Origin of the sequence: Methylobacterium terricola, from assembly GCF_006151805.1 — a bacterium.
In the GTDB taxonomy this organism is placed as follows: Bacteria; Pseudomonadota; Alphaproteobacteria; order Rhizobiales; family Beijerinckiaceae; genus Methylobacterium; species Methylobacterium terricola.
The window spans coordinates 1-25,448 of record NZ_VDDA01000049.1 but is presented as its reverse complement, the minus strand read 5'-3'; the positions used below and the strand labels follow the sequence as shown (position 1 = coordinate 25,448).

The 25,448-nt window shown below is 71.9% G+C and carries 25 protein-coding genes and 2 pseudogenes; 15 read left to right on the top strand and 12 right to left on the bottom strand.

The features are described 5' to 3' along the window. Both FF100_RS34580 and FF100_RS34575 read left to right on the top strand, forming a co-directional pair. Positions 1-187, top strand: a pseudogene (locus FF100_RS34580) (pyridoxal-phosphate dependent enzyme); the annotation flags it as partial. Then, positions 184-1,416, top strand: a complete 1,233-nt coding sequence (locus FF100_RS34575; protein ID WP_139040535.1) for a Zn-dependent hydrolase — start codon at positions 184-186, stop codon at positions 1,414-1,416. The pseudogene FF100_RS34580 and the gene FF100_RS34575, both read left to right, overlap by 4 nt. Positions 1,417-1,471: 55 nt before the next feature. On the opposite strand, the pseudogene FF100_RS34570 reads toward FF100_RS34575, so the two are convergent. The 3 genes and pseudogenes from FF100_RS34570 to FF100_RS34560 form a co-directional block, all read right to left on the bottom strand. Beyond that, positions 1,472-1,600, bottom strand: a pseudogene (locus tag FF100_RS34570) (amino acid ABC transporter ATP-binding protein); the annotation flags it as partial. 250 nt (positions 1,601-1,850) lie between these two features. Next, positions 1,851-2,189 (bottom strand): hypothetical protein, encoded by a 339-nt coding sequence (locus FF100_RS34565; protein ID WP_139040534.1) that lies wholly within the window; start codon positions 2,187-2,189, stop codon positions 1,851-1,853. 53 nt (positions 2,190-2,242) lie between these two features. Continuing rightward, positions 2,243-2,680, bottom strand: coding sequence for a Rid family hydrolase (locus tag FF100_RS34560; protein ID WP_246102718.1), 438 nt, complete (start codon positions 2,678-2,680; stop codon positions 2,243-2,245). Between FF100_RS34560 and FF100_RS34555 the strand changes: the two genes are divergently transcribed. After that, on the top strand, positions 2,679-3,233 hold the full coding sequence (locus tag FF100_RS34555) for an Lrp/AsnC family transcriptional regulator (RefSeq protein ID WP_246102717.1): 555 nt from the start codon (positions 2,679-2,681) through the stop codon (positions 3,231-3,233). The two genes, FF100_RS34560 and FF100_RS34555, sit on opposite strands and share 2 nt — an antisense overlap. A gap of 209 nt (positions 3,234-3,442) precedes the next feature. Here FF100_RS34555 and FF100_RS34550 read toward each other — a convergent pair whose 3' ends face one another. Further along, positions 3,443-4,126 (bottom strand): GntR family transcriptional regulator, encoded by a 684-nt coding sequence (locus tag FF100_RS34550; protein WP_139040533.1) that lies wholly within the window; start codon positions 4,124-4,126, stop codon positions 3,443-3,445. Between the two features lie 103 nt (positions 4,127-4,229). Here FF100_RS34550 and FF100_RS34545 point away from each other — a divergent pair, with 103 nt between their 5' ends. From FF100_RS34545 to FF100_RS34530, 4 genes are read left to right on the top strand one after another with little or no spacing between them, the layout of a single operon-like run. Then, positions 4,230-5,060: an ABC transporter substrate-binding protein gene (locus FF100_RS34545; protein ID WP_139040532.1), complete on the top strand. Its 831-nt coding sequence runs from the start codon at positions 4,230-4,232 to the stop codon at positions 5,058-5,060. Between the two features lie 14 nt (positions 5,061-5,074). After that, a complete protein-coding gene (locus FF100_RS34540) occupies positions 5,075-5,764 on the top strand; it encodes an amino acid ABC transporter permease (RefSeq protein ID WP_171070457.1) in 690 nt (229 codons plus the stop codon). An 11-nt stretch (positions 5,765-5,775) separates the two neighbouring features. Then, a complete protein-coding gene (locus FF100_RS34535) occupies positions 5,776-6,666 on the top strand; it encodes a dihydrodipicolinate synthase family protein (RefSeq protein WP_139040531.1) in 891 nt (296 codons plus the stop codon). Beyond that, complete coding sequence (locus FF100_RS34530) at positions 6,659-9,541, top strand: FAD-dependent oxidoreductase (protein ID WP_139040530.1); 2,883 nt, start codon at positions 6,659-6,661, stop codon at positions 9,539-9,541. Before FF100_RS34535 ends, FF100_RS34530 begins: the two co-directional genes overlap by 8 nt. Before the next feature lie 279 nt (positions 9,542-9,820). Here the strand turns inward: FF100_RS34530 and FF100_RS34525 are convergent, their stop codons facing one another. The 7 genes from FF100_RS34525 to FF100_RS34495 form a co-directional block, all read right to left on the bottom strand. Next, positions 9,821-10,705 carry a glycine betaine ABC transporter substrate-binding protein gene (locus tag FF100_RS34525; protein WP_139040529.1) on the bottom strand — a complete coding sequence of 295 codons (885 nt, stop codon included), beginning with the start codon at positions 10,703-10,705 and terminating at the stop codon, positions 9,821-9,823. An 18-nt stretch (positions 10,706-10,723) separates the two neighbouring features. Then, on the bottom strand, positions 10,724-12,271 hold the full coding sequence (locus FF100_RS34520) for an HAL/PAL/TAL family ammonia-lyase (protein ID WP_139040539.1): 1,548 nt from the start codon (positions 12,269-12,271) through the stop codon (positions 10,724-10,726). A gap of 76 nt (positions 12,272-12,347) precedes the next feature. Continuing rightward, positions 12,348-13,160: a phosphate/phosphite/phosphonate ABC transporter substrate-binding protein gene (locus FF100_RS34515; RefSeq protein ID WP_205825151.1), complete on the bottom strand. Its 813-nt coding sequence runs from the start codon at positions 13,158-13,160 to the stop codon at positions 12,348-12,350. Beyond that, complete coding sequence (locus FF100_RS34510; RefSeq protein WP_139040528.1) at positions 13,157-14,101, bottom strand: ABC transporter ATP-binding protein; 945 nt, start codon at positions 14,099-14,101, stop codon at positions 13,157-13,159. The genes FF100_RS34515 and FF100_RS34510 overlap by 4 nt, the downstream gene beginning before the upstream one ends. Beyond that, complete coding sequence (locus tag FF100_RS34505; protein WP_139040527.1) at positions 14,098-14,751, bottom strand: ABC transporter permease; 654 nt, start codon at positions 14,749-14,751, stop codon at positions 14,098-14,100. The genes FF100_RS34510 and FF100_RS34505 overlap by 4 nt, the downstream gene beginning before the upstream one ends. 1 nt (position 14,752) lies before the next feature. Beyond that, positions 14,753-15,376 (bottom strand): ABC transporter permease, encoded by a 624-nt coding sequence (locus FF100_RS34500; RefSeq protein WP_139040537.1) that lies wholly within the window; start codon positions 15,374-15,376, stop codon positions 14,753-14,755. A 55-nt stretch (positions 15,377-15,431) separates the two neighbouring features. Further along, on the bottom strand, positions 15,432-16,433 hold the full coding sequence (locus FF100_RS34495; protein WP_139040526.1) for an ornithine cyclodeaminase family protein: 1,002 nt from the start codon (positions 16,431-16,433) through the stop codon (positions 15,432-15,434). Positions 16,434-17,042: 609 nt separating this feature from the next. Between FF100_RS34495 and FF100_RS34490 the strand changes: the two genes are divergently transcribed. From FF100_RS34490 to FF100_RS34470, 5 genes are read left to right on the top strand one after another with little or no spacing between them, the layout of a single operon-like run. Next, complete coding sequence (locus FF100_RS34490) at positions 17,043-17,858, top strand: ABC transporter ATP-binding protein (protein ID WP_171070456.1); 816 nt, start codon at positions 17,043-17,045, stop codon at positions 17,856-17,858. Then, complete coding sequence (locus FF100_RS34485) at positions 17,855-18,685, top strand: ABC transporter permease (RefSeq protein ID WP_139040524.1); 831 nt, start codon at positions 17,855-17,857, stop codon at positions 18,683-18,685. Before FF100_RS34490 ends, FF100_RS34485 begins: the two co-directional genes overlap by 4 nt. Before the next feature lie 32 nt (positions 18,686-18,717). Next, positions 18,718-19,752, top strand: coding sequence for an ABC transporter substrate-binding protein (locus FF100_RS34480; protein ID WP_139040523.1), 1,035 nt, complete (start codon positions 18,718-18,720; stop codon positions 19,750-19,752). A 34-nt stretch (positions 19,753-19,786) separates the two neighbouring features. Next, positions 19,787-21,334 (top strand): acyl CoA:acetate/3-ketoacid CoA transferase, encoded by a 1,548-nt coding sequence (locus FF100_RS34475; protein WP_139040522.1) that lies wholly within the window; start codon positions 19,787-19,789, stop codon positions 21,332-21,334. Then, complete coding sequence (locus FF100_RS34470) at positions 21,331-22,128, top strand: SDR family NAD(P)-dependent oxidoreductase (protein ID WP_139040521.1); 798 nt, start codon at positions 21,331-21,333, stop codon at positions 22,126-22,128. Before FF100_RS34475 ends, FF100_RS34470 begins: the two co-directional genes overlap by 4 nt. Positions 22,129-22,168: 40 nt before the next feature. Here FF100_RS34470 and FF100_RS34465 read toward each other — a convergent pair whose 3' ends face one another. Then, positions 22,169-22,906 (bottom strand): IclR family transcriptional regulator, encoded by a 738-nt coding sequence (locus FF100_RS34465; protein ID WP_281287361.1) that lies wholly within the window; start codon positions 22,904-22,906, stop codon positions 22,169-22,171. Positions 22,907-23,184: 278 nt separating this feature from the next. Between FF100_RS34465 and FF100_RS34460 the strand changes: the two genes are divergently transcribed. The 3 genes from FF100_RS34460 to FF100_RS34450 all read left to right on the top strand — a co-directional run bounded on the left by FF100_RS34460 (position 23,185) and on the right by FF100_RS34450 (position 25,327). Next, positions 23,185-24,012, top strand: coding sequence for a transporter substrate-binding domain-containing protein (locus tag FF100_RS34460; RefSeq protein WP_139040519.1), 828 nt, complete (start codon positions 23,185-23,187; stop codon positions 24,010-24,012). A 68-nt stretch (positions 24,013-24,080) separates the two neighbouring features. Further along, positions 24,081-24,776: an amino acid ABC transporter permease gene (locus FF100_RS34455; RefSeq protein ID WP_139040518.1), complete on the top strand. Its 696-nt coding sequence runs from the start codon at positions 24,081-24,083 to the stop codon at positions 24,774-24,776. 2 nt (positions 24,777-24,778) lie between these two features. Further along, a complete protein-coding gene (locus FF100_RS34450) occupies positions 24,779-25,327 on the top strand; it encodes an amino acid ABC transporter permease (RefSeq protein WP_205825150.1) in 549 nt (182 codons plus the stop codon). Positions 25,328-25,448 lie beyond the last annotated feature (121 nt).

The following is a 25,448-nucleotide window of genomic DNA, read 5'->3' as shown; positions in this document are numbered from 1 at the left end:
CCCGCGTCTCCTCGCCGAGGCGGGCGGTCCGGCGACGACGCCGTCCGGCGCGGCGGGCCTTGCCGGCCTGCTGGCGGTCCTGGCCGATCCGGCCCGGGCGGCGGATCTGCGCCTCGACCGGGAGAGCCGCATCCTCGTCCTCGTCACCGAAACGGCCCTGATCGACGATCTCCCGGAGGCGGCATGACGATGCCAGCGATCGACGCCCCTCGTTTCCTCGACCGCCTCGCCGCCCTGGCGCGGATCGGCCGCGATGCGGACGGCCGGCTGATGCGGCTGGCCGCCTCGGACGCCGACCGGGCCGGGCGCGACGCCCTCGCCGGCTGGATGCGCGAGGCCGGGCTGGAGGTCCGGATCGACCGGATCGGCAACGTGATCGGGCTATGGGACCCGGCAGGCCGCGCCGCCGCCCCGGTGATGATCGGCTCGCATATCGACACCGTGATCGATGCCGGGATCTATGATGGCTGCGCCGGGGTCCTCGCCGGCCTCGCGGTGATCGAGTCCCTGGCGCGGGCGGGCCGGACCCCGACGCGACCGCTCGCCCTCGCGGCCTTCACCAACGAGGAGGGCGTGCGCTACACCCCCGACATGATGGGCTCGCTGGTCTATGCCGGCGGCCTTCCCGTCGAGGCGGCGCTCGCCACGACCGGCACCGACGGCACCGTGCTCGGCGAGGAGCTGGTGCGCATCGGCTATGCCGGGCCGGAGGCGCCGGGCTTCCTGCAGCCCCACGCCTATGTCGAGCTTCACGTCGAGCAGGGGCCGGTGCTGGAGCGGGAGGGCGTCGCGATCGGCGCCGTCGAGGACCTGCAGGGCATCTCGTGGCAGGAAGTCACGATCGAGGGGACGGCCAACCACGCCGGCACCACCCCGATGTCCTTACGCCGGGATGCCGGGGTCGCGGCGGCGCTCCTCGTCACGTGGCTGCGCGAGCGGGCGCGGGCCGGCAACGGGCGAAGCGTCGCCACCGTCGGGCGCCTGCGCCTGGAGCCGGACGCGATCAACGTGATCCCGGCCCGCGCCATCCTCACCGTGGACCTGCGCGACCCCGAGGCCGGCCGCCTCGCCGCGTTCGAGGCCGATCTGGCGGCACGGCTCGACGCCCTGGCGCGGGAGGAGGCCGTAACGGTGACGGTGCGGCGGCTCGCCCGGTTCGACCCGGTGACCTTCGATCCCGGGATCGTCCGGGCGATCGAGGCGGCGGCGCGGGCCCGCGGCCTGTCGGTCCGGCGCATGACCTCGGGCGCCGGCCACGACGCCCAGATGATGGCCCGGATCTGCCCGGCCGCGATGATCTTCGTGCCGAGCGCGGGAGGGATCAGTCACAATCCGGCCGAGCGGACCGCGGATGCCGACCTCGTCGCCGGCGCGGAGGTGCTGCTCGACGTCGTTCAGGCCTTGAGCGGAGCCTGAGCGGAATCGGGGGGGGGCGCCCTTCGCCTCGTGCGGCCCCGGGACGAAGCGGACGCTACGGCTGCCCCGTCATGCCGAGGAAGGTCTGGAGTTCGGCCGTCCGCGGCCGGCTGAACACGTCCTCCGGCGGGCCGATCTCGTGGATGCGCCCCTCGTGCATGAAGACGACCCGGGAGCACACGTCGGCTGTCCCGCCGCCTCGAGGGCCGGCCCCTGCTCGATGTGCAGCTCGACATAGGTCAGGTAACGCCCGCCGCCCTCGGATGCGGCGGCGATGCTCGTCTCGTCGCGGCCGCATCGGGCAAGGGCCTGCTGCGCCGTCACGCCATCGCGGTCGCGATAGGCGAGCTTGCGGGAGTCGAACCGGCCGGCGAGCGCGTGGCTGTCGGCGATCGAGGTGCCGAACCGAACGCCCTCCTCGTCGCCGAAGCCGATCACCTCGATCGCGAACGGGAACCGCCGGCCGCGGCGACGCAGGCGATGGCCGTCACGACGCCGAGGATGCCGTCGTAGCGGCCGGCATCGCCGACCGTGTCCAGATGGGAGCCGAGCAGGAGCGCTCGGCCGCCCGGCGGCTCCGACTCGTAGCGCCCGACCACGTTGCCGGCGCCGTCGAGCCTGCTGCCCATGCCGGCATCGCGCATCCGTCCGGCGACGGTCTCGTTCGCCACCGCCATCTCCGGCGTGAAGGCGAGCCGCGTGAGCGCTCCGGGCGTCGAGGAGATCGCCGCCAGGGTCCGGATGCCGTCCTCGATCTCCGCCGCCAAGCTCATGCTCGCCCCGCCGCTCCGACGGTGACGGATGCGCCGAACGGGCTCGGGCCCGTTCAGGCCTCGGCCGGGAGAACGGCGGTCGCGATCACCTCGACCAGGTCTCCGTCGGGCATCCTGGATTCGACGAAGGAGCGGACCGGACCGCAGCCCGCGGGGATCCATTCCCGCCAGATCGCGTCGAAATCCGGCTTGCGGTCGTGATCGGTGACGACGACCTCCGCCTTGACGATCCGGGAGCGGGTCGTGCCGCCCGCGACGAGGAGGGCATCGATCGCCGCAAGGACGTCGTGGATCTGGCCGGCGAGATCCTTGGTGGTGTCCGGGGCGCTCGCGACGCACCAGACGAGGCCTCCCCCGCCGGGGAAACGGTGCACCGCGAGCCGGGATTTGCCGTTCTGGATAGGCTGACGCGTAATGTCGTTCTCGGCCATGAAGTTGGTCTTTCCCAGGGGAACGAGGTCGGCCGGTTCGCGCGCGGCGAGGGCCGGCATGAACTCGGCTGACAGGATGGGACGGGAAGCGGTACCGTTTCAGCCGAAAAGGCGTGTCGGCACGTCGGGATTGGTCAAAATCGGGATCGAAATGACGGAAACGCGCACCATCGATCAGTTCGACCGTGCTCTCCTGCGTGAGGTCGAGAGGAACAACCTCGCGCCGGCCCGTATCCTTGCGGAACGCATCGGCCTCTCGGAGAGCGCCGTGATGCGACGCTTGCGGCGCCTGCGTCAGACCGGCGTGATCGTCGCCGATCGATCCGTCATCGATCCCGCGGTGCTCGGGGCGCCCCTCCTCCTGCACGTCCTCGTGTCGTTCGAGCGTGAGACGCTCGAGTTGCTCGACACGTTCATCCGGACATTGCGACAGTATCAGGAGGTCAAGGCGGCCTGGTATGTGACGGGCGAGGCGGATTTCGTCATCGTGCTTCGCCTTGCCAGCATGAGCGCCTACGACGAATTCGTTCGAGAGGTGTTTCACAACGATCCCAACATCAAGTCGTTCAGGAGCATCGTTGCGATACGGGAGGTCATTCCGGCGATATTGTAGCCGATAATATATCGCATTCCATCGTTGTCATGCTTGTATCGCTGCACGCACGTGGAATGATGGATCGAGGTCGGGAGAACTGGCCTGCCCCCGACAAATGATCCTCCCTGAGGCATGGCTCTGCCCCGGATGCCGGGTGCGGCTGGCTCTGGTCCGAGACCGGTCGGGGCGCGCCGCCGCGGGAAACGTCGAGGCGACGCCGGCGCGCGTCAGCGCACAGCCGCGAGCACGAAGTCGATCAGGCTGCGGATGTGCACGGCGACGGCCGCCCGGGCTGCAGCGGCGTCGCCGGCGATCAGGGCGTCGGCGATCACGAGGTGCTCGCGCGAATCGGGCTTCAAGCGCTCCTTCAGCCGGTCGATCTCGAACAGCCGGGTGGTCGCCCGCAGATCCTTGAGGATGCGTGCCATCACCTCGTTGCCGGAATGGTCGATGAACATCGTATGCAGGTTGTCGTCCGAGCGCCAATGCGCGTCGGTGTGGTAGGTCGTGGCCTCGAGCATCTGCAGCACCTCCTGGCGCACGCCGGCCAGGACCGCCCCGGGGATGCGCCCGGCCGCCAGCGCCGCCGCCTCGGGCTCGAGCACCTCGCGCACCTTCAGGCTCTTCAGGTACTCGCCGAGATCGACCCGGCGCACGACGTAGGAGCGCCCGGCCTTCACCACCATGCCGTCGCCTTCCAGGCGCTGCAGCGCCTCGCGCAGCGGCGTGCGCGAGACGCCGAGGGTCTCGGCGAGGCGCGCCTCGACGATCGCGTCGCCGGCACGCAGGCGGCGGTGGCGGATCATGTCCGTCAGGGCGCCGTAGGCGAGGTTGCCGAGGTGGAGCGGCGGCGCCTTCGGATCGGCCTCGCCGGGCGCCGTGTCGGCGGCGTGGAGGGAACGGTATGCCATCGGTGCACTCATAGGGAACGCCGTACGCCTTTCGCAAGATCACCCGCTTGCGTAACGGTACGCGAACGGTATACCGAACTGATACGGAGAGCGGGAGAGACCGATGGACGCGCGGTGTGGGCTGGTTCTGGGTGGGATTCTTGCGGCGCTCACCGCCTCCGGGGCGCTCGCGGCCGAGTGCACCTCTCCCGTCAAGCCCTCCGACCTGACCAAGCCCGGCACCCTGGTCATGTCGACGAACCCGACGCTGCCGCCGCTGCAATACGTCGACAAGACCGGTCAGCTCGTCGGCATGCGGGTCGAACTGGGGCGTGAGATCGCCCGGCGGCTCTGCCTCACGCCGGAATACGTCAAGATCGAGTTCCCGGCGATGATCCCGGGTCTGCAGGCCGGTCGCTGGGACATGATCAATACCGGCATCTTCTTCACCCCCGAGCGGGCAAAGATCATGCAGATGATCCCCTACGAGAGCCAGACGATCAGCATCGCGACGCCGCTCAAGCCCAAGACGCCGGTGACGCGGATCGAGGACCTCGACGGCCGCACGATCGGCGTCGAGCTGGGCGGGTTCGAGGAGAACAAGGCGAAGGCGCTCAATGCCGAGTTGAAGGGCAAGGGCCTCGCCGGGATGACGATCCGCACCTTCGACAGCTACGCCCTCGCCTACCAGGCCTTGCGGGCCGGCCAGGTCGAAGCGGTCGTGTCGATCGACGGCGTCGCCAAGGAATATGCCGACCGCGGCGAGTTCCAGCGCGCGCTGACCGGCCTGTTCCCGACACCCGTCTCCCTCGCCTTCAAGAACCGGGCGCTGGCCGACGCGGTGCTGAAGGTTCTGGAGGCGATGCAGGCCGACGGCAGCTTCGCGGCCCTGTTGGGGCGCTTCGGCGTGGTGCCGGTCCCCGGGGCGCTCGCCGTGCAGGGACCGGCGACCTGACGGGGGCCTGAGCCGTGACGGGCTGGAACTGGGCCGGGTTCCTCGAGTACCTGGCCAACCCCTACATCCTGATGGGCGCCTGGGCGACCCTGTGGCTCACCGCCGCCGCGATGCTGATCGGCCTCGCGCTCGGCTTCGGGCTCGCCCTGATGCGGCGCTCAGCCCAGGCCTGGCTGTCGGCGCCGGCCGGCCTCTACATCTGGCTGTTCCGGGGCACGCCGCTCCTGGTGCAGCTCATCGTGATCTATACCGGCCTGCCGCAGCTCGGGATCAAGTTCTCGGTGGTCGAGTCGGCGTTGATCGGCCTCTCGCTCAACGAGGCGGCGTACCTGGCCGAGATCATCCGCGCCGGGATCGACGCGGTACCGAAGGGCCAGGTGCGCGCCGCCCGGGCTTTGGGCCTGCGCGAGCCGCAGGTGATGGCCCATGTCGTGCTGCCGCAAGCGTTGCGCATCATCGTGCCGCCGCTCGGCAACTCGGTGAACGGCCTGCTCAAGACGACCTCGATCACCTCGGTGATCTCGATGGAGGAACTGCTCCGGCGCACCCAGGTGCTGATCCAGGAGCGCTTCGAGGTGCTGGAGCTCTTCTCCGTCGCCGCCCTCTACTACCTCGCCATGACGACCGCCTGGCAGCTCGTGCAGCGGCGGCTGGAGCGGCATTTCGGCCGCTCGGAACTGCCGCCGACCGGCGCCGGCGCCTGAGGAACCCCGAGATGACCCAGCGTTTCCGCGGCACCTACACGGTGATGATCACCCCCACCGACGAGGCGGGCCGCCTCGACCTGACGGCGCTCGCCGCCTTCACCGAGTGGCAGATCGCGCAAGGCATCCACGGCCTCATCCCGCTCGGCTCCACCGGCGAGTTCCTGTCCCTCGCCGAGGAGGAGCGGGTGGCGGTGGCCGAGACGGTGATCCGCGTCGCCGCCGGCCGGGTTCCGGTGCTGATCGGCACCGGCGCCGAGGATACCCGCGAGACCGTGCGGCTCAGCCGCCAGGCGGAGGCGCTCGGCGCCGACGGGGTGATGATCATCCCGCCCTTCTACTCCACGCCGACCCCGGACGAGATCGTCCACCATTACCGCACGATCGGCGCGGCGACCGGCCTGCCGATCATGGTCTACAACAATCCGGCGACCTCGAATGTCGACCTGCGGCCCGATCTCGTCGCCCGCATCGCCGAGATCGACAATTGCCGGTACATCAAGGAATCGACCCTCGAGGTGACGCGGGTGCGCGACATCCTCCGGCTCTGCGGCGACCGGATGACGGTGTTCGGCGGCATCCTGGGCTTCGAATCCTTCGTCGAGGGGGCGGAGGGCTGGGTGGCCGTCGCCTCGAACGTCGCGCCCGGACCGCTCGCCCGGCTGTTCACCCTGGTCGCCGACGAGGAGAAGCTGCGCGAGGCCCGCGCCCTGTCCCTGCACTGGCTGCCGCTGATCGAGGCGGTGGGCGGGCACCGCTACGTCGCCGGCACCAAGGCGCTCCTCACCCATATGGGTTTCCGCGCCGGCCCGCCGCGCCCGCCGCGCCTGCCCCTGCCGCCCGCCGAGGACGCGGCGATGCGCGACCTCGTCGCCCGGTTCGGCCTGCGCTTCGATGGCTGACGGCACCGGTCCGAGGCTGTCGTTCGAGGGGAGGGCGGTCGCGGCGGCGCCCGGGGCGAGCATCGCCGCGGCGCTCACCGCCGCCGGCATCCTCGACCTGAATGCGGCGAAGGACGGCACGGCGAGGGGACCGTTCTGCGGCATGGGCGTCTGCCACGACTGCCTCGTGGTGGTCGATGGCCGGGCCGGCATCCGCGCCTGCATGACCAAGGTGCAGGACGGGATGCGGGTGGCGCGCCAGCCGGCGCTGCCGGAGCCCGGCACCGCCCTCGCCGCGCCCCCGGCCGCGATCCCGGTCGTGGCGACCGACCTGCTGGTGATCGGCGCCGGCCCGGCCGGGCTCGCCGCCGCCGAGGCGGCCGCCCGGGCCGGCGCCGCCGTGACGCTCCTCGACGAGCGTCCGGCCCCGGGCGGGCAGTACTTCAAGCAGCCGGCGACGGCGGACGCCGCCCGGGGGGCCGATGCGCAATCGACCGCCGGCCGGGCCGCGATCGCCCGCCTGCACGGCCTCGGCGCGACGATCCTCGCTGACGCCCCGGTCTGGGGCGCCGAGCGCGAGCCGGACGGGGCTTTGCGCCTCGGGGCGGTCGTCGCCGGCGAGGCCCGGACATTCCGGCCCCGCCTTCTCGTCGTCGCGACCGGCGCCATCGAGGCCGCCCCGATCCTGCCGGGCTGGACCTTGCCGGGCGTGATGACGGCGGGCGCCCTGCAGACCCTCCTGCGCGGCGACGGCGTGGTGCCGCCCGGCCCGGTCGTGATCGCCGGCAACGGCCCGCTCAACCTCCAGGTCGCCGCCGAGCTGCTGCGCCGGGGCGGTACGGTCGCGGCCGTCATCGAGGCGGCGGAGGCGCCCTGGCGGCGGCCGGGACAGGGCCTGGCGCTGCTGCGCGCCGGGCCGGCCCTGGCGGCGGCGGGCCTGCGCCAGATCGCGGCCCTGCGGCGGGCCGGCGTGCCGCTCCTCTTCGGCGCGAGGGCGGTGCGCGTCGAGGGCGGGACCCGTGTGGAGCGCGTCGTCGTGGCGGCCGCCGGGGGCGGGACCCGATCGTTCGCCGCCGCCTTCTGCGCCCTGGGCGAGGGGTTCCAGGCGGCGAACGACCTGCCGCGCCTCCTCGGCTGCCGCCACGAGCCCGACCGGCGCGGCGGCCTCGCGACGATCCGCGACGCGCACGGCTCGACCTCGCTGCCCGATGTCCTGGTCGCCGGGGAGGCCGGACGCTTCGGCGGGGCCGCGCTCGCGGGAATCCAGGGCGCGCTCGCCGGCCGCGCGGCGGCGCGGCGCCTCGGCCTCGCCGTGCCGGGCAGCGACGACGCGCTGCTGCGCCGCGGCGCCCGGGCCCGCGCCTTCCAGGACGCGCTCTGGCGCCTGTTCGCCGCCCCCGCGCCGGGCCTGTCCCGGGCCGACGACGCCACGATCCTGTGCCGCTGCGAGGCCCTGACCCTCGGACGGATCCGAGACGTCGCGACCGCGGCGGACGTGCGGGACGTCGCCTCGCTCAAGCGCCTCACCCGCGCCGGCATGGGCCGCTGCCAGGGCCGCCTCTGCGGCGAGCATCTCGGACCGCTGGTCGGCGCCGATCCGGGAGAGCGTGCGGGGTTCGCCCCGCAGATGCCGTTGCGGCCGGTCCCGATTGCGGCGCTCGCGGTCGAGAAGCCGGAATGGGGCGGGCATCGCCGCAGCCTCTTGCCGGACTGGACGCCCGCCGAGACCGGCGAGCGCGTCGCCCGGGAGGCCGAGGTCGCGGTGATCGGCGCCGGCATCGCCGGATTGTCGACCGCCCTCTTCCTGGCGCGGGCCGGCCGCGACGTCCTGGTGATCGAGAGGGCGGAGCCGAACGCGCTCGCCTCCGGCGGCAATGCCGGCAGCCTGCACGCCCAGCTGCTCTCCTTCGACCACGGCGCGCGGGCCGAAGGCGGCGGCGGCCCCGCCGCCCGCACCCTGCCGCTGCAGCGCGATGCGATCGACCTCTGGCTCGCCCTCGCGCGCGAGCTCGGCCGCGACTTCGAGATCGGCCGCACCGGCGGCCTGATGGTGGCGGAGACCGAGCGCGACCTGGCCTTCCTGGCGGAGAAGGCCCGGATCGAGCGCCGGTACGGCATCGACAGCGCGGTGATCTCGGCGGCGGAGCTGCGGCGCCGGGAGCCGGCCCTGTGGGAGGGGTTCGCCGGCGCCGCCTACTGCCCGCAGGAGGGCAAGATCAACCCGCTCCTCGCGACGCAGGGGATCCTGGAGGCGGCGCGGGCCGCCGGCGCCCGCCTGCTCACCCGGGCGGCCGTCACGGGCATCACGCAGCAGGGCGCCGGCTTCCGGATCGAGACCTCCCGTGGCCCGGTCCGGGCCGGCCGCGTCGTCAACGCCGCCGGCGCCTTCGCGTCGGTGGTCGGCCGGATGCTCGACGTCGACGTGCCGGTCCACGGGGCGCCGCTGCAGATGATCGTCACCGAGCCCACGGCACCGCTCGTCGGCCATCTCGTCGCCCATGCCGACCGCCACCTGACCCTGAAGCAGGCGAAGACCGGCAGCCTCCTGATCGGCGGCGGCTGGACCGCCGGCCTCGACCCGGTGCACGGCCATCCCCGTCCGCTGATGGCGAGCCTCGAAGGCAACCTGTGGGTGGCCCAACACGTCGTCCCGGCCCTGCGCGGCCTGCGGGTGGTGCGGTCCTGGGCGGCGATGAACATCAACATCGACGGCGCCCCGATCCTCGGCGAGGATCCGCGCCGGCCGGGCCTCTTCCACGCCGTGACCTCGAACGGCTACACCCTCGGGCCCCTCGTCGGCCGCATCACCGCCGAGCTGATGACGCGGGGAGATACGGACCGCGACATAGCGGGTTTCTCGGTGGCACGGTTCGGCGGCAAGGGGGCGTCGTCATGACGGCCGGGTGGAGCGCGCGGCGGTGGGCTTGCCCCGAGCCCCGTGAACGATCCCTCGTGCGTCAGGCCGTGACGTGCCCTCGCACCGACGGCGGGGCCATCGCCGTCGAAAACCTCCCGACCGGGTGATCGCCGGCGCCCTCGGACGCGGCCCGCGCAGAGGGCGTCCCGCCGAGAGCAGCCTCGACGCGGGGGGGCCGCGCCTGTCCCGACGGGGCGTTCGACCACGCCCGGCGCGAGCCGGACCGCGTCGTGCCAGGCCTGTCCCGGCGTGGCGGGATCAGGGGAGCAGGCCGACCTTCTTCAGGTAGGCGACGGCTACCGCCGCAGGCTCCTCGCGATCGTTCTCGACCTTGGCGTTGAGGTCGCGCATCACGGCATTGTCGAGCTTCGCCCCCACCGCCTCGAGCAGGGCGGAGGCCTTCGGGTAGGCCTCCAGCATCGCCGTCCGGGCCACCGGCGCCAGGTAATAGGGCGGGAACAGGCCCTTGTCGTCCTGGAGCGGCGCCAGCTTCGCGGAGGCGAGCTGGGCATCGGTGGCCGAGGCGTTGACGACGTCGACGCCCTCCTGGGCGAGCGCGTCGTAGCGCAGTCCCAGCTTGGCGAACTGCTTGAAGGCCTTGAACTCCGCCCCGTAGACGCGCTTCAGCCCGGGCAGTCCGTCGGCGCGGTCGGGAAATTCGGGGCCCGCCCCGATGACCAGCTCCTTCGACACCTTGGCGAGATCGGACAGGGTCTTGAGCCCGTACTTGTCGGCCGTGCCCTTGCGCACGACCATGACGTAGCCGTTGTTGATCCCGCTCGGCTTGAGCCAGGTGACCTTGAACTCCTTCTCGTAGAAGGCCTTGACCGTCCGGTAGACCTCGTCGGGGTCGCTCGACACCGGCCCCTTGACGACCGCGTTCAAGCCCGTCCCGGTATATTCGGGGTAGACGTCGATCTGCCCGCTCGTGAGCGCCTGGTGCGCGATGAGGGTGCCGCCGAGGTTGAGCTTCTTCTCGACCGGCAGGCCGGCATTCTTGAGCACGGCCGCGTACATCTCGGCGACGATGTACTGCTCGGTGAAGTTCTTGCTGCCGACCTTGATCGGCTCGGCCGCGAAGGCCGGCGTGAGGCCGGCGACGACGAGCGCCGCCGACAGGACGTGCTTGAACGGTGCCATCATGATCGGTTTCCCCTTTCGTCAGGTCGTCGGATGCGTATCGGCCCGCGCCGCGGCGGAGGCGGGCCCGTCCTGGATCGCCATCGCGGCGGCGACGCGCATGAAGTCGCCGCCGAGCGAGCGGTCCTCGTCGAGGGCGCCGCAGAGATCGCGGACGAAGCCGTAGGCCGCCTGCGGCCCGACGCCGAGCGGGCCGGGCGCGCCGCGCAGCTCGACGGCCTGCGCCGCCGCGACCAGCTCGATCGCGACGAGCCAGCGCAGGCGCTCGACGATGGCGCCGGTCTTCGCCAGCACGGCCGGCGCCATCGCGGCGTGGTCCTCGATCCCGTCCGCCACCGGCAGCGGCGACAGCGAGACGGGCTGCGCGAGGTGGCGGATCTCGGCCTCCAGCGCCGAGACGGTCTTCTGCACGGTGGCGAAGCCGGTGCGGCTCTGGCCCCGCGGCGTGAGGAAGCGCGGCAGCTCCGAGAGGCCCGGCGACATGATCTTCATCGTCCGCTGCGCCGCCGCCGCCGCGCCATGGGCGAGCGCCTGGCCGAGGCGCTCCCAGGACAGCGAGAACGCGGTAGCGTCGAAATTGCCGTTCGACAGGATGAGGTCGGCCTCGATCAGGACCACGGGATTGTCGCCCGACGAGGCGAGCTCGATCTCGGTCGCCTGCCTCGCCTCGTCGAGGGCGTGCCGCACCGCGCCCATGATCTGCGGCACGCAGCGGTAGCTCAGCGGATCCTGCAGGCGCCGCGCGGCGCCCGGCGCCAGGAGGCCGCTGCCGGCCATCAGCGCCCGCATCTGCGCGGCGATCCGCTCCTGGCCGAAGGCCGGGCGCGCCGCCGCCGTCCGCGGGTCGAAGGTGCCGGTATTGGCGCGGAAGGCTTCGAAATTGAGCGACGCCGCCAGCAGCGACCAGTCCAGCAGCCGCTCGATGTCGAGCACGGCCAGGCAGCCCTGCCCGGTCGACAGGCTGTTGGCGACCACGATCGCGTGGCCGTCCTTCGGCTCCAGGGCGACGGGCGCGATGCCGGCGCGCCGCAAGGCCTCCGCGGCAGGCAGGATCTCGCCATCGACCTCGGCCTCGCCCTCGCCGAGGAGCGCGCGACCGACATGGGCGAGCGGCGCGAGGTCCGCGGCCCCGATCGAGCCGAGGGCCGGCACCACCGGGTGAAAGCCGGCATTGAGCGCCGCCACCAGCGCCTCGAACGCGGCCAGCGATACCCCGGAGCCGCCGGCCGCCATGCTGGCGAGCCGCGCCGCCATCAGCGCGCGAACGGCCTCGCGGGCCAACGGGGCCCCGACCCCGACGGCGCGGGCCAGCGGCACGCGGCGCTGGAATGCGACGAGATCCTCGGCCGCCAGCCGCGTGTCGACGCCGGCGCCGAGCCCGGTGGTCAGGCCGTAGGCCGGCAGGTCCTCGCGGGCGTAGCGCTCGACGATCTCCCGCGCCGCGAGCAGCCGCTCGCGCAGGCTCGCCGCGACCGCGACGGTCGCACCGCCGCGGGCGATGGCCCCGATCTCGTCGATCGAGACGGGCGCGCCGGTCAGGGTCACGGAGGAGGGCGAGGCGAGGGGCATGGTCACGGGTGGTCCGATTCTCGGTCGAGCCCCGTCGCGGTCCGTGAGGGATCGGGGCGGGGGAGCGGCGTCGCGCTCATCGCGGCTGGTCGTACCCGGCCGACAGGGCCTCGTCGTCCCAGGCCGCCAGTTGCGCGTAGGCCGGCTCATCGACGGGAACGAAGCCCTTCAGCAGCAGGCGGGCGCGGACCGATGCGAGGTCCGCCGCCGTCGAGGCCGCCAGGACGCCGCGCCGCAGCGCGGCGACCGTGTCCGCCGGGCAATCGGGCGAGGCGACCAGCAGCGGGATCGGCGCCGGGTCGGTCGTCGCGACGCGGCGCAGGCGGTGCGCCGGGTCCCCTGCCTGAGCCCGCATCAGGTCGAAGGCGTAGGAATCGAGCGGGCCGACATCGATGCGCCCGTCGAGCAAGGCGGCGACGACGCCGCGCGGGGTGTGCAGCGGTCCCACCGATTCCCCGTAGAGCGCGGGGCGCCCCGCCCTGCGGAAGGCGAGCAGGTGGTGGCGCGGCGCGTTGAAGCCGGAATGCGATTCCTCGAGCGTGTAGCCGATGCGGTGGCCGAACGTGTCCTCGAGGCGCGTGAAGCCGCTCTCGGCGCGGACCACGAAGTCCGTCATGTAGACCGGCCTGCCGCCGTAGCGGTCGGGGGAGGGGAGCGGGCAGGCGATCGGGATGGGCTGAGGCGCGGCGCGCAGCCAGGGCCGCCCGCACATGAAGACGCTGCCGAGACCGCCGCGCCCCCAGAGCTCGGCGATCGGCTGCGCGGGCGGGTGGTCGATCACCTCCAAGGCCACGCCGCTCGCCCGTGCGACCCAAGTGAGGAGGTCGCGCCACGCCGCGGCCGCGTCGGGCGTGACGGCGTACATCCGGGCATTGGCGAGGAGGCTCACCGGCGCGTCTCCGGGCGGTCGAGCAGGGCGGTGCGGTCGATATGGCCGAGGATGCGCCCTTCCGCGTCGCGGACGTTCAAAGCCGCGGCGCCGCTGTCGATCAGGCGGGCCAGCGCCTCGCGCTGCGTCGCGCCGGCGCCGATCGCGGGGGCTTCCGCCGCCTCGCCGGGCGTCAGGAGGTCGTCCACCTTGCGCAGGCTCAGCCGCTTCAGGGCCCGGTCCGGCCCGACGAAGGCCTCCACGAAGGCGTCGGCCGGCTCCGACAGGATCTCGTCGGGCGAGCCGTGCTGGACGAGCCGGCCGTCGCGCATGATCGCGATCCGGTCGCCCATCTTGATCGCCTCGTCGAGGTCGTGCGTGACCATCACGATGGTCTTGCGCACCCGCCGCAGGATCTCCTTGAACTCGTCCTGCAGCTTCTCGCGGGCGATCGGGTCGATGGCGCCGAAGGGCTCGTCCATCAGCATGACCGGCGGATCGGCGGCGAGCGCCCGCGCCACGCCGACGCGCTGGCGCTGCCCGCCGGAGAGCCGATGGGGCATGGCGTCCCGGAAGCGCGCCGGATCGAGCCCGACCAGGGTGAGCAGCTCCTCGACCCGGGCGGCGATCGTCGCCGCCGGCCAGCCGAGCAGCTTCGGCACCGTGGCGATGTTCTCGGCGACGCTCTGGTGCGGAAACAGCCCGATCTGCTGGATCACGTAGCCGATGCGCCGACGCAGGAGCACAGGATCGAGGCCGGTCACGTCGGTGCCGTCGATGAAGAGGCGCCCGCCGCTCGGCTCGATCATGCGGTTGATCATCCGGAGCGTCGTGGTCTTGCCGCAGCCGGACGGACCGATCAGCGCCGTGGTGGTGCCCTCCGCCATCTCGATGTCGAGACGGTCGACGGCGGGCCGGGGGGCGCCCGGGTAGAGCTTGGTGATGGCCTCTAAGCGGATCACCGGGCATCCTCCAGCCGCTTGCCGAACAGGCGCCGCTCGACGAAGGCGAGGCCGAACTCGACCGCCAGCGCCAGGAGCGCGATCGGGATGGCGCCGGCGAGCAGGCGCTGGACGTCCATGATGGCGATGCCGGCGGTGATGAGATCGCCGAGGCCGCCGCCGCCGATGAACGAGGCCAACGCCGCGCCGGCGATGATCTGCACCGCCGCGTTGCGGATGCCGCCGAAGATCGCGGGTGCCGCGAGCGGCAGCTGCACCTTGCGCAGCATCTGGCCCCTGGTCATGCCGAGGCCGGTGGCGGCATCGACGAGGTCGGGATCGACCTCGCGCAGGCCCACATAGGTGTTGAGCAGGATCGGCGGCAGCGCCAGGACGACCAAGGCGACGACCGAGGGCAGCAGGCCGATCCCGAGCAGCGGCAGCGCGAAGGCCAGGATCGCGAGGCTCGGGAACGTCCGGAGCACGTTGACGAGCGCGATCGCGAAACCGGCGGCGCGCGGGCTGCGCAACACCGCGACGGCGAGCGGCAGGCCGATCGCCAGGCTGATGCCGAGCGCCCAGGCGCTCATTTCGAGGTGCTGCCCGAGCAGCTCCATCATCGTTCGCCCATTCGCGGCCATCCAGGCGAAGGTGCCGGCAAGCAGCGTCATCTCACGCTCTCCCTCCGGCGCGCAGCCGGCTTTCCAGGCGGCTGAGCAAGAGATCGGCCGTGACCGACATCGCCGAGGCGAGCAGGGCGCCGGTGAGGATCTTTTCCGGAAAGCGCTGGTCGATGCCCGCGAAGATGATCGTGCCGAGGCCGCCGGCATTGATGTAGGCGGCCACCGTGGCGATGCCGATGACTGTGACGGTCGCGATGCGGACCCCGGAGATGATCAGCGGCAGCGCCAGCGGCAGCTCGATGCGCCAGAGCCGGGCCCATGGGCCGTAGCCCATCCCGATCGCCGCATCGAGCACCGCGGGCGGGACCGAGCGGAGGCCGAGCGCCACGTTGCGGATGAGCGCGAGCAGGCAATAGGAGACGAGCCCGACGATCGCCGGCTTCGCGCCGAGCCCGAGGACCGGGATCAGCAGGGCGAAGAGCGCGAGGCTCGGGATCACGAACAGCGTGCCCGATACCGCCATCACCACCGCGTAGAGGCGGGGGCGCCGCGCGCTCCAGATGCCGAGCGCGAGCGAGATCGCGAAGGCGATCGCGACCGAGACGACGACCAGGACGAGGTGCTGGAGCGCGGCCTCGCCGATCTCCGGCAGATGCGTCGGCACCCAGCGCAGCATTGCTCAGGCGCCGGTCGCGGCACGGGCCGGTGCCGCGGAGAAGGCGGCGCCCTCACGCATAGCGCAGCCGCTGCCCGATCTTGAGCGCCCGGGCCTTCTCCAGCATCGCGTGGCCGAGGGCGATGTCCGACAGGGACAGCCCGCGGTGCCAGAGCAGGTTCGTCTCCTCCGGGCTCTCGCGGCCCGGCTTCAGCCCGGCGACGATCTGGCCGAGCTCGGCGTGCAGCGTGGTCTCGGAGAGCTTGCCGGCCTCGACATGGGCCCGCAGGCTGCCGAACTTGCCGCCCTTGCACTGGCCCCAATCGTCGACCACCAGCTTGTCCATGATGTCGGTGAGGCTCAGCTCGATCGCGCTCATCGTGCCGTAGGGCACCACGAAGGCGCCCTTGGCGATCCACTCCGTCCGCAGCATCGGCTCCGGCGCCGACAGCCGCGAGGCCTCGACGACGATGTCGGCCCCCTCGACGCAACTGCGCCAATCCTCGGTCGCCACCACCCGCTTGCCGAGATCGCGGCTCAGGCGCTCGGCGAAGGCGTCGCGGCTCTCGGGGCGGCGGGAATGCACCCGGATCTCGTCGAAGTCGAAGAGATGGTCGAGGAGGCGCACGTTCCAGTAGGCGGTGCCGCGCGCGCCGATATGGCCGAGGACCTTGGAATTCTTGCGGGCGAGGTACTTGGCGCCGATCGCCGTGACGGCGCCGGTGCGCATGTCGGTGATGCCGCTGGCATCGAGGAAGGCCCTCGGGATTCCGGTGCGCGGGTCGAGGAGCAGCAGCGTCGCGAGTTCCGACGGCAGGCCGAGCTTGTAATTGTCGACGAAGTCGCCGACCACCTTCACGCCGGCGCTGTCGATCGGCTCCTTCAGGGCGCCGCGCAGCACGTTGAAATGCCCGTCGGCGACCCGCGGCTCGAGATGGACGCGGGGCTCGATCACCGCCTCGCCGCGCCCCTGCGTCGCCAGGCTGGTCTCGATCGCCGAGAGGATCTCGGCGTCGGTCATCGCCAGTTCCTCTACGTCGAGCCGGTTGAGAAAGTCGATGTAGATCGGCTTCATGGTCGGCGTTCCCTCCGGCAGGTGGGCTAATATGTACAGACAAAATGGGACTGATAAGGCCAAATTTTAGGCAGTCAGCACGTTTGGGGGCTTGGTCGGCTCGACCCGGATTCGTAGCATGCTGCGCCCTCGCGGCTTTGGCGGGAAAGTCCGGATGCAAGAAAAGGCGCGGGCCTTCCCCCCTCCTCGCGGGCGGGGAGAGTCCGTTCAGGAGACGCAGCGAGTGGAGGCGAGGCCGGAGCGGGGGGAGAGGGGGCGGAGGAGCCTCGCGCGTCGAGAGCCCCTCACCCATCGGGCTCCCTGAGCCCCTTCGACGCTCAGTCCCCTCCCCACCCGGCGGGCGGAGGAGGAACCTGCGTCGATCCTTGTGTCCGGACAGCCCGGCTCGCATCGATCGGACGAGGCGGCGAGGCTGGCCGTCCCACAGAGACGAGGCCGGCGAGCGCCCAGCCGCGAGGCAACGACGCACAGCGAATGTCCAGCATGGCACCATCCCGGAGCAAATGCGTCCGCCAAAGCCTGCTCACCATTTCAGCTTGCCCCAGAAGGCATCCAATAAGTACAGACATAGATGAGATGATCGTGGATCCGAGCCGGGAGTCGGCGGGCATGACAGATGCCGTGCTCACCTTCGCCGACATCCGGCAGACCTTCCCCGCGCCGGGCGACGGCGCCCCGACCCGCGTGCTCGACGGGATCGACTTCGCGGTCGGCCGGGGCGAGTTCGTGGCCGTGATCGGGCCGAGCGGCTGCGGCAAGAGCACCCTGCTCCAGATGGCGGCGGGCCTGCTCGCGCCGACGGGGGGCGAGGTCCGTCACCGCGGGCGACGGATCGCCGGCGTGAACCGCGCGGTCGGCTTCGTCCCGCAGCAGGCCAAGCTCTTCCCCTGGAAGACGCTGGCTGAGAACGTCGAACTGCCGCTCCTGCTGCGCGGGATCGGTCCGGCGGAGCGGCGCGACCGGGTGGGAGCGGCGTTGCGGGCGGTCGGCCTCGACGGGTTCGAGGGGCATTATCCGGGCCAGCTCTCCGGCGGGATGCAGAAGCGCGGCTCGATCGCCCGGACGCTGATCTACGAGCCCGACGTGATCCTGATGGACGAGCCGTTCGGGGCACTCGACGCCCAGACGCGGATGGTGATGCAGGACGACCTGCAGGCTTTGTCCCGCGCGGCCGGCGCCACCATCGTGTTCATCACCCACGACATCACCGAGGCGGTCGTGCTCGCCGACCGGGTCGTGGTGCTGAGCCAGCGCCCGTCGCGCGTGCTGGCCGACGTCGCCATCGACCTGCCGCGCCCCCGCGACGTGTTCGAGCCGTTCCGCAATCCGGGCTTCGACGCGGCCTACGACGCCGTGTGGTCGCGTTTCCGCACCCAGATCGGCCTGCCGAGCCGGGGTCCGCGAGTCCGGGAGCCCGCGCCATGACCGACCTCGCTCCCTCGACCGCGGCGCAGGCCCCGGCGCCGAGGCGCACCATCCGCGGATACGCCGCGCGCCTCGTCCCGCTGCTGCCCGGCCTCGCGCTGATCGCGTTCTGGCAATGGGCCTCCGGGCGGCTCGTCCGCGAGGTCTATGTCAGCAAGCCCACCGCCGTGGCCGCGCGCCTCTACGAGCTGTTCGCGACCGGCGAGATCGTTCCGCACCTCTGGACGACCGCCCAGGAACTCGTCCTCGGCTACGCGATCGGCGTCGCCGGCGGGGTCGCGGCGGGCTACGCGCTCGGGCGCTCGCCTCGGCTCGCGCGGGTGTTCGAACCCTACGTGATGGCCTTCTACGGCGTCCCGAAGATCGCGCTGGCGCCGCTCTTCATCATCTGGTTCGGCATCGGCCCGGGATCGAAGATCGCGCTGTCGGCGATCATGGTCTTCTTCCTGGTGTTCTACAACGTCTATACCGGCGTGCGCGCGGTCGACCGCGAGATCGTCGACCTCACCCTGGTGATGGGCGCCAACCAGCGCCAGCTCACCCGCCACGTCTACCTGCCGGCGGCGGCGCCGTTCGTGATGCTGGGGATGCGGCTCGCCATTCCCTACAGCGTCATCGGGGTGATCGTCGGGGAGTTCACCTCGGCGACGCAGGGGCTCGGCCTCTTCATCCACGTGGCGTCCTCGACCTACGACCCGGCCGGGGTCTTCGCCGGGATCGCGATCCTGCTCGCCTTCGTCCTCGGCGCCGGCTTCCTCGCCGCCCGGCTCGAACGCCGGCTCCTGCGCTGGCGCACGCTCTCGGGCGTCGGCCCGAGCGAGATCTGAACACCCCCTCTCAGCCCTAAGGGATCGGCACGATGCGGATGATCGGCGATGTGACGCGAGCGGCCCTTCTCGCGGCGTCCCTGCTGCTGGCGCCGGGCGCCGCCTCGGCGCAGCAGGGCGTGCGCGTCGGCCTCGGCGCGCCGACCTTGAGCTTCCTGCCGATCTGGGCGGCGCGGGCGCTCGACACCTTCAAGCCGCAGGGGCTCACGGTCAGCGTCGCGTCGCTGCCGGGCGACACCGCGGCCCTGGCCGCCCTCGATGCGGGCGACATCGACCTCGCCGCCATCGGCACCGACGCGCTGCTGCGGGCGGCGGCCAAGGGCCAGCCGTTCGAGATGGTCTACACGGTGATGTCGAAGGTCACGGCGCAGCTCGTCGTGTCGCCGGCCTTCCTGAAGCGGACGGGCGTCACCGCCGCCGATCCGCTCCCGAAGCGTCTCGCCGCCCTGAAGGGCGCGCTCGTCGGCGTGACCTCGCTTGCCGGGACGCAGGAGAACGCGGCCCGCTGGCTCGCCGCCAGGGGCGGGCTCGACCCGAAGGCCGACATCAAGGTCGCTCAGGTCGGCAGCCCGGTCGCTGTCCAGGCCGCGCTGGAGGTGGGCCGGATCGACGCCTTCGTCCTGTCGCCGCCCGAGGGCTACAACGCCGAGAAGGCCGGCACCGGGGTGGTGCTCGTCTCGCTCGGCGAGGAGTTCCCGCTGCTCGCCCGGCAACCCTACCTCGTCCTCGTGGCGAAGAAGCCGATCTCGGACCAGACCGCCGCGCTGATCACCCGGACCGTCCGGGCCCTGCGGGCGGCGGGCGCCGCGGTGGTGGCCAAGCCCGAGGAGACGGCCGCCGCGATCCAGAAGCCGTTCTTCGCCAAGGCGAGCCCGGATTCCGTCGCGGCCGCCGTCAAGGCGATGGCGAGCGGCGCCGCGGGCGGCGGCCTCGACGCGGCAGGGGTCCAGAACGCCCTGACCTTCGCCGAGGAGGTCGGCGCCCCCTATGGGCGGGGCACCGACGCCAAGGCCGCCGAGGGCGAGTTGTGGACCAACCGCTTCGTCGCGGCCGCCGATGCGCCCTGACGCGGCCCGACCCAACGCGACGCGGTCGAACGCCATGCGCATCCTCACGGCTCCCGAGGCCGCCGCGCTCCTGCGCGACGGCATGACGGTGGCGGCCTCCGGCTTCGGCGGCGGCTGCCACCCCGAGGCGATCACCGCCGCCGTCGAGGCCCGCTTCCTGGCCGAGGGCGCCCCACGCGGCCTCACCCTGCTGTTCGCCGCCAGCACCGGCGACCGCAAGACCCGCGGCATGGGCCATTTCGGCCATGACGGCCTCGTCGCGCGGGTGATCGCCGGGGGCTGGCGCGGCACGCCGCGCCTCGGGGAACTGGCGCTCGCCGAGAGGATCGAGGCGCATTGCTGGCCGCAAGGCGTCATCGCGCAGCTCTACCGGGCCATTGCCGCCGGGCAGCCGGGGGTCGTCACGCGGATCGGGCTCGGCTCGTTCATGGACCCGCTGCACGGGGGAGGGCGGATGAACGCCTCGACGCCCGCCTCGCTGGTCGAGCGGGTCCACCTGCGGGGGCGGGACTGGCTGCTCTACCCCGCCATGCCCCTCGATTGCGTGCTCCTGCGCGGCACGACCGCGGACGAGGACGGCAACGTCACCATGGAGGACGAGGCCTTCCCCCTCGACCTCCTCGCCATGGCGCAGGCCGGGCGCAATTCCGGCGGCCTGGTGATCGTGCAGGTGAAGCGGATCGCCCGTCGCGGCTCCCTCGATCCCCATGCGGTGCGGGTGCCCGGACACCTCGTCGACCATGTCGTCGTCTGCACCGATCCGGCGCAGCACGGCATCACCTTCGGCGAGACCGACAACCCGGCCTTCACCGGCCGGCTGCGCGTGCCGGACGACCGCGCCGCCCTTCCGCTCACCGTTGACAAGGTGATCCAGCGGCGCGCCTTCCTGGAACTGGCGAACCTACCCCACCCGACGATCAACCTCGGCATCGGCATTCCGGCCGGGATCGGGCGGATCGCCGCCGAGGAGAGCTTCACCGCCTACACGATGACGGTCGAGTCCGGAATCGTCGGCGGCATTCCCGGCGAGGAACTGGCGTTCGGGGCCGCCGCGAACCCGACCGCCCTCATCCCGCAGGCCTCCCAGTTCGACTTCTACGACGGCGGCGGCCTCGACATCGCCTTCCTGGGCATGGCCGAGGCGGATCTGCGCGGGGCGGTCAACGTGAGCCGGTTCGGCCGCCAGGTCGTCGGCGTCGGCGGCTTCACCAACATCGCGCAGAGTGCGCGGCGCGTCGTCTATGTCGGGGCCTTCACGGCCGGGGGCGCCGACATCGCGGTGCACGACGGCGGCCTGGCGATCCGCACCGACGGGCGGACCTGCAAGATCGTCGCGCGGGTCGCGCAGGTCAGCGCCGATCCGGCCGCCGCCCCGGCGGGCCAGGAACAGACGATCGTCACCGAGCGCGCGGTGTTCCGGGTGCGGGACGGCCGGCTGACCCTGACCGAGGTGGCGCCGGGCATCGATCCGCGCGCCCATGTCCTCGATCGCCTGCCGCCCGGCATCGCGGTCGCCGAGCCGCTGGCGACCATGCCGGCCACGCTGTTTGCCGAGACCCCGATGCGGGAGGCCGCGCCATGAACCTGCACGAGGCCGTGATCGCCGTCACCGGTTCCGCGACCGGCGTCGGCGCCGAATGCGCGCGCATGCTCGCGGCGCGCGGCGCCCGGGTCGTCGTGAACTACAGCCGCAGCGGGGCGGAGGCGGAGGAGACGGCCGAATCGTGCCGGGCCCTCGGGGCCGAGGTCGAGCTGGTCCGGTGCGACGTCGCCGACGATGCCGGCTGCCGGGACCTCGTGGCGCGGTGCCTTGCGCGCTGGGGGCGGCTCGACGGGCTCGTCAACAACGCGGCCGTGACGGCGGCCTCCGATCCCTTCGACTTGGAGACCCTTTCGGCGGAGGATTTCCAGCGCGTCTTTGCCGTCAACGTGGTCGGGGCCTACCAGATGGCCCGGGCGGCGATTCCCGCCATGCGGGCGGGCGGCGGCGGGGCGATCGTGAACGTGTCCTCGAACGTCGCCTTCACGGGCGGGGGCAGCTCGCTGGCCTACACCGCCTCGAAGGGCGCCCTCAACGCCCTGACCCTGGCGCTCGCGCGGACCTGCGGGCCGGAGATCCGCGTCAACGCGGTCTGCCCCGGGATCATCGACACCCGCTGGATGCGCCAGGCGGTGGGGCCGGACGCTTACGCCGCCCTGGCGCGGCGCTTCGGCGACAGCGCCCCCCTCGGCCGCGTCGCGACGCCCGGCGACGTCGCGGGGGCGATCCTCTGGCTGATCGAGGGCGCGGACTTCGTCACCGGCGAGCTCCTGTCGGTCGATGGCGGTATCCGCCTCTCGGGCGGCCGACCCCGTCCGGCCCCGGCATCCCCTTGAGCCTGCCCGGCGAGGCGATCCTCGGCGGCCTGTCCGGCGGCTATGGCACGGCGCCCCGCGATCCGGCCCCGCAGGACCCGGCCTCCCGTTCGGCCGTGGGCGGCGTCTCGTACCGGGACGAGCCGAAAGCGGCCGAGAGCCGTGCGGACTCCTCCGAGAGGCGGCGGCGGATCTGCGCCCCGGAGGGGTCGAAGCGCCCGATCGGTCCCGACAGCGTCAGGGCGCCGACGAGGGTTTCGCCCGCGCCGAAGACCGGGATCGAGATCGAGGTTGTCAGCGGGTCGAGCAGGCCTGCGGTCTGGCGGATGTCGCAGCCGTCGACCCTGGGCGCGCCCCCGCCATGCCGCAGGACCTGTCCGGTCGAGGTCTCGTCGAGAGGCATGGTGTCACCCTGCCGCAGGCTCACCCGCAGGCTGTGCGGCGAGTTGTGCCGGAACAGGCAGATTCGCGTCTCGCCCTCGCGCACGTAGAACGACGCGGTCTCGCCGCTGGCCGCGACCAGCCGTTCCAGCGACGGCTTGATGATGTCGAGGCGATCGACCGATTGCTCGTAGGCGTGGGCGAGCTTCAGCACCTTGGTGCCGAGCTGATAGGTCCCGTCCGGGTTCTTCCGGATCATCGATTCGCGCACGAGCGTGATCATGTAACGAAGGATCACGCTCTTGAAGAGTCCGGTACAGGCCTCGAGCTCGGTCAGGGACAGCGGGTTCTGGTGAGTCAGGAACGCGTTGAGGATCGTCATCGTGCGCTCCGCCGCGGAGACGGAGCGGTCTGGCATCGGATCTGTCTTGGTCGTCACCATCCATCCTCACTCGCACTCGCCCAACATACTTGCCTGAGACTGGGCGTACCGGGCGCGTCGGGCATCCGCACCGACGGCCGATCGGTCGGAGTGCAGTATCATATTCATATTATGAAATCGTCGGAAGCTCCGCTCGGCCCGATCCGTGCTTGGCCGGCGCGCATGGCGCGGACCACCTTGGAGCCGGCTTGAAAGCCCTTGCATCGCCGTTTTTCATAATGCAGTTATGAAAACGCCGCAACGAGGAGAGGCTCATGACATCGACGTTCCCGTCGCGCCGGACCCGCTTGGCCGCGCTCGCGCTGGCTCTCCTGACGGCCGGTCCGGCCTGGGCCGACCGTCTCGCCGACATCAAGGCGCGGGGCAGCCTGATCTGCGCGACCCTCAACTCGTCCGAACCTCTCGGCTTCCAGGATCTGGCGACGTGCAAGACCGTCGGCTTCGATGTCGACACCTGCGCGGCCATCGCCAAGCATCTCGGGGTGGCGCTCGATCTGCGCTCGGTCTCGGTCGAGGCGCGGATTCCGGAACTCGCGCTCGGTCGCGTCGACGTGGTCGCCGCGGCGCTCGGCTACACCAAGGAGCGCGCGCAGCAGATCGCCTTCACGTCGGCGCACTACCAGGTGCCGATCAAGATCATCGTGCGGGTGGATTCGGGCCTGAACAAGCTGGCCGACTTCAAGGGGCGCAAGATCAGCGCCAACAAGGGCTCGACGCCGGAACTCTACGCGCGCCGCCGGACCGAGGCCGAGGTCGTGACGTTCCAGGATCCGCCGGCCGCGTTCCTGGCGTTGCAGCAGGGCAAGGTCGACGGGCTCGCCCTCGCGGCGCCCTCCGCCGTGCGCTACGTCAACGAGACCGGGGGCAAGTTCCGCTTCGTGGACGAACCCCTCGCCTTCGAGGCGACGGCGCTCGGCGTGAAGAAGGACGAGCCGGCGTTGCTCGCGGCGGTCAACACGGCCCTGGAGGGCATGGAGGCCTCCGGCGAGATCGACGCCCTCTGGACCAAGTGGTACGGGCCGAACACCAAGTACAACCTGCCGCGCGAGAAGAAACTGACGCCGATCTCGACCTTCGAGTGAGGTCCGCACGCGCGCGAGCCGCCGCATCGAAGGCGCGCCGTCCGCGGCAGGAGGGGTGAGGCTCGGCGATGCATCTCGATTTCGGGGCGGTGCTGACGCCCCAATACGCACACTGGATCCTGTGGGGCGCGGCGACCTCGGTCGCGCTGTTCCTGTCCTCCTGGGTCCTGGCCTTCGCGAGCGCGGCCGTCTTGGTGGCGGTCGGCTCCGCCCCGTTCCGGGGCGGGCGTTGGGCCGTGGCCTGCTTCGTCGCGTATCACCGCAACGTCCCGATGCTGGTGCAGATCTTCGTCTGGTACTTTGCGGTGCCGCAGGTGCTGCCGGACCCGTGGACGCGCTGGGTCAACGCCCACAGCAGCGAGTTCATCTTTGCCATGATCGCGCTGTTCCTGAACGCGGCGGCCTACATGTCGGAGGACTTGCGCAGCGGATTGCGGGCATTGCCGCGCGCGCAAATGGAGGCGGGCCGGGCGCTGGGTCTCAGCTACGTGCAGACGATGCGCGATGTGCTGCTGCCGCAGGCGGTCCGCGCAGCCCTGCCGGCGCTCGTCAACCAGTCGTTGTCGCTGTTCAAGGCCACGAGCCTCGCCATGGCGGTCGGCGTCGCCGAGATGACCTACACCTCGCGCCAAGTCGAGAACGAGACCTACCGCACCTTCGAGACCTTCGCGATCGCCTCGCTGTTCTACGTCACGGTGTCGTTCGCCATCATGGCGCTGGGCGCCTGGGCGGACCGTCGCACCATCCGGGCCGCAGGACGCTGACGATGCACGACATCCTCGACATCCTGCGCGATTACGGCCTGCTGCTGGCGGTCGGCCAGTTCCCGGACGGCCCGATCGGCGGGCTGGCGCTCACGCTCGTCCTGGCGGTGACCGGCCTGGCGCTGTCGTTTCCGCTCTCGGTCCTGATCGGGGTCGGCCGCACCAGCCGCCATCCCGGCATCGCCTGGGCCTGCACGGCCTTCGTCACCCTGGTGCGGGCGCTGCCACTCCTGATGCTGATCTTCTGGGCCTATTTCGTCGTGCCGCTGATCATCGGCCGCACGGTCTCGGCGCTGACCACGGTGATCTGCGCCCTCGTGGTCTACGAGACCGCCTACCTCGCCGAGGTGGTGCGCGCCGCGATCCTCGCCCTGCCGAAGGGACAGGCCGAGGCGGCCCGCTCGCTCGGTCTCAGCGCCTCCCAGACGCTGCGCGACGTGATCCTGCCTCAAGCCCTGTTCAACGCGATCCCGAGTATCCTCAACCAGTTCATCTCGCTGGTGAAGAACACCTCGGTCGCCTACATCATCAGCGTCAGCGAGCTGACTTAGAGCGCCTAACAGAACGGCACGATCGGGTCTGTTGGGCGTTGGGGTGGTATGGCTCGCCCGCTTCTTCCCGACGACCTCTGGTCTGCGATCGCCCCGCTTCTGCCGCCGCACCCGCCTCGCC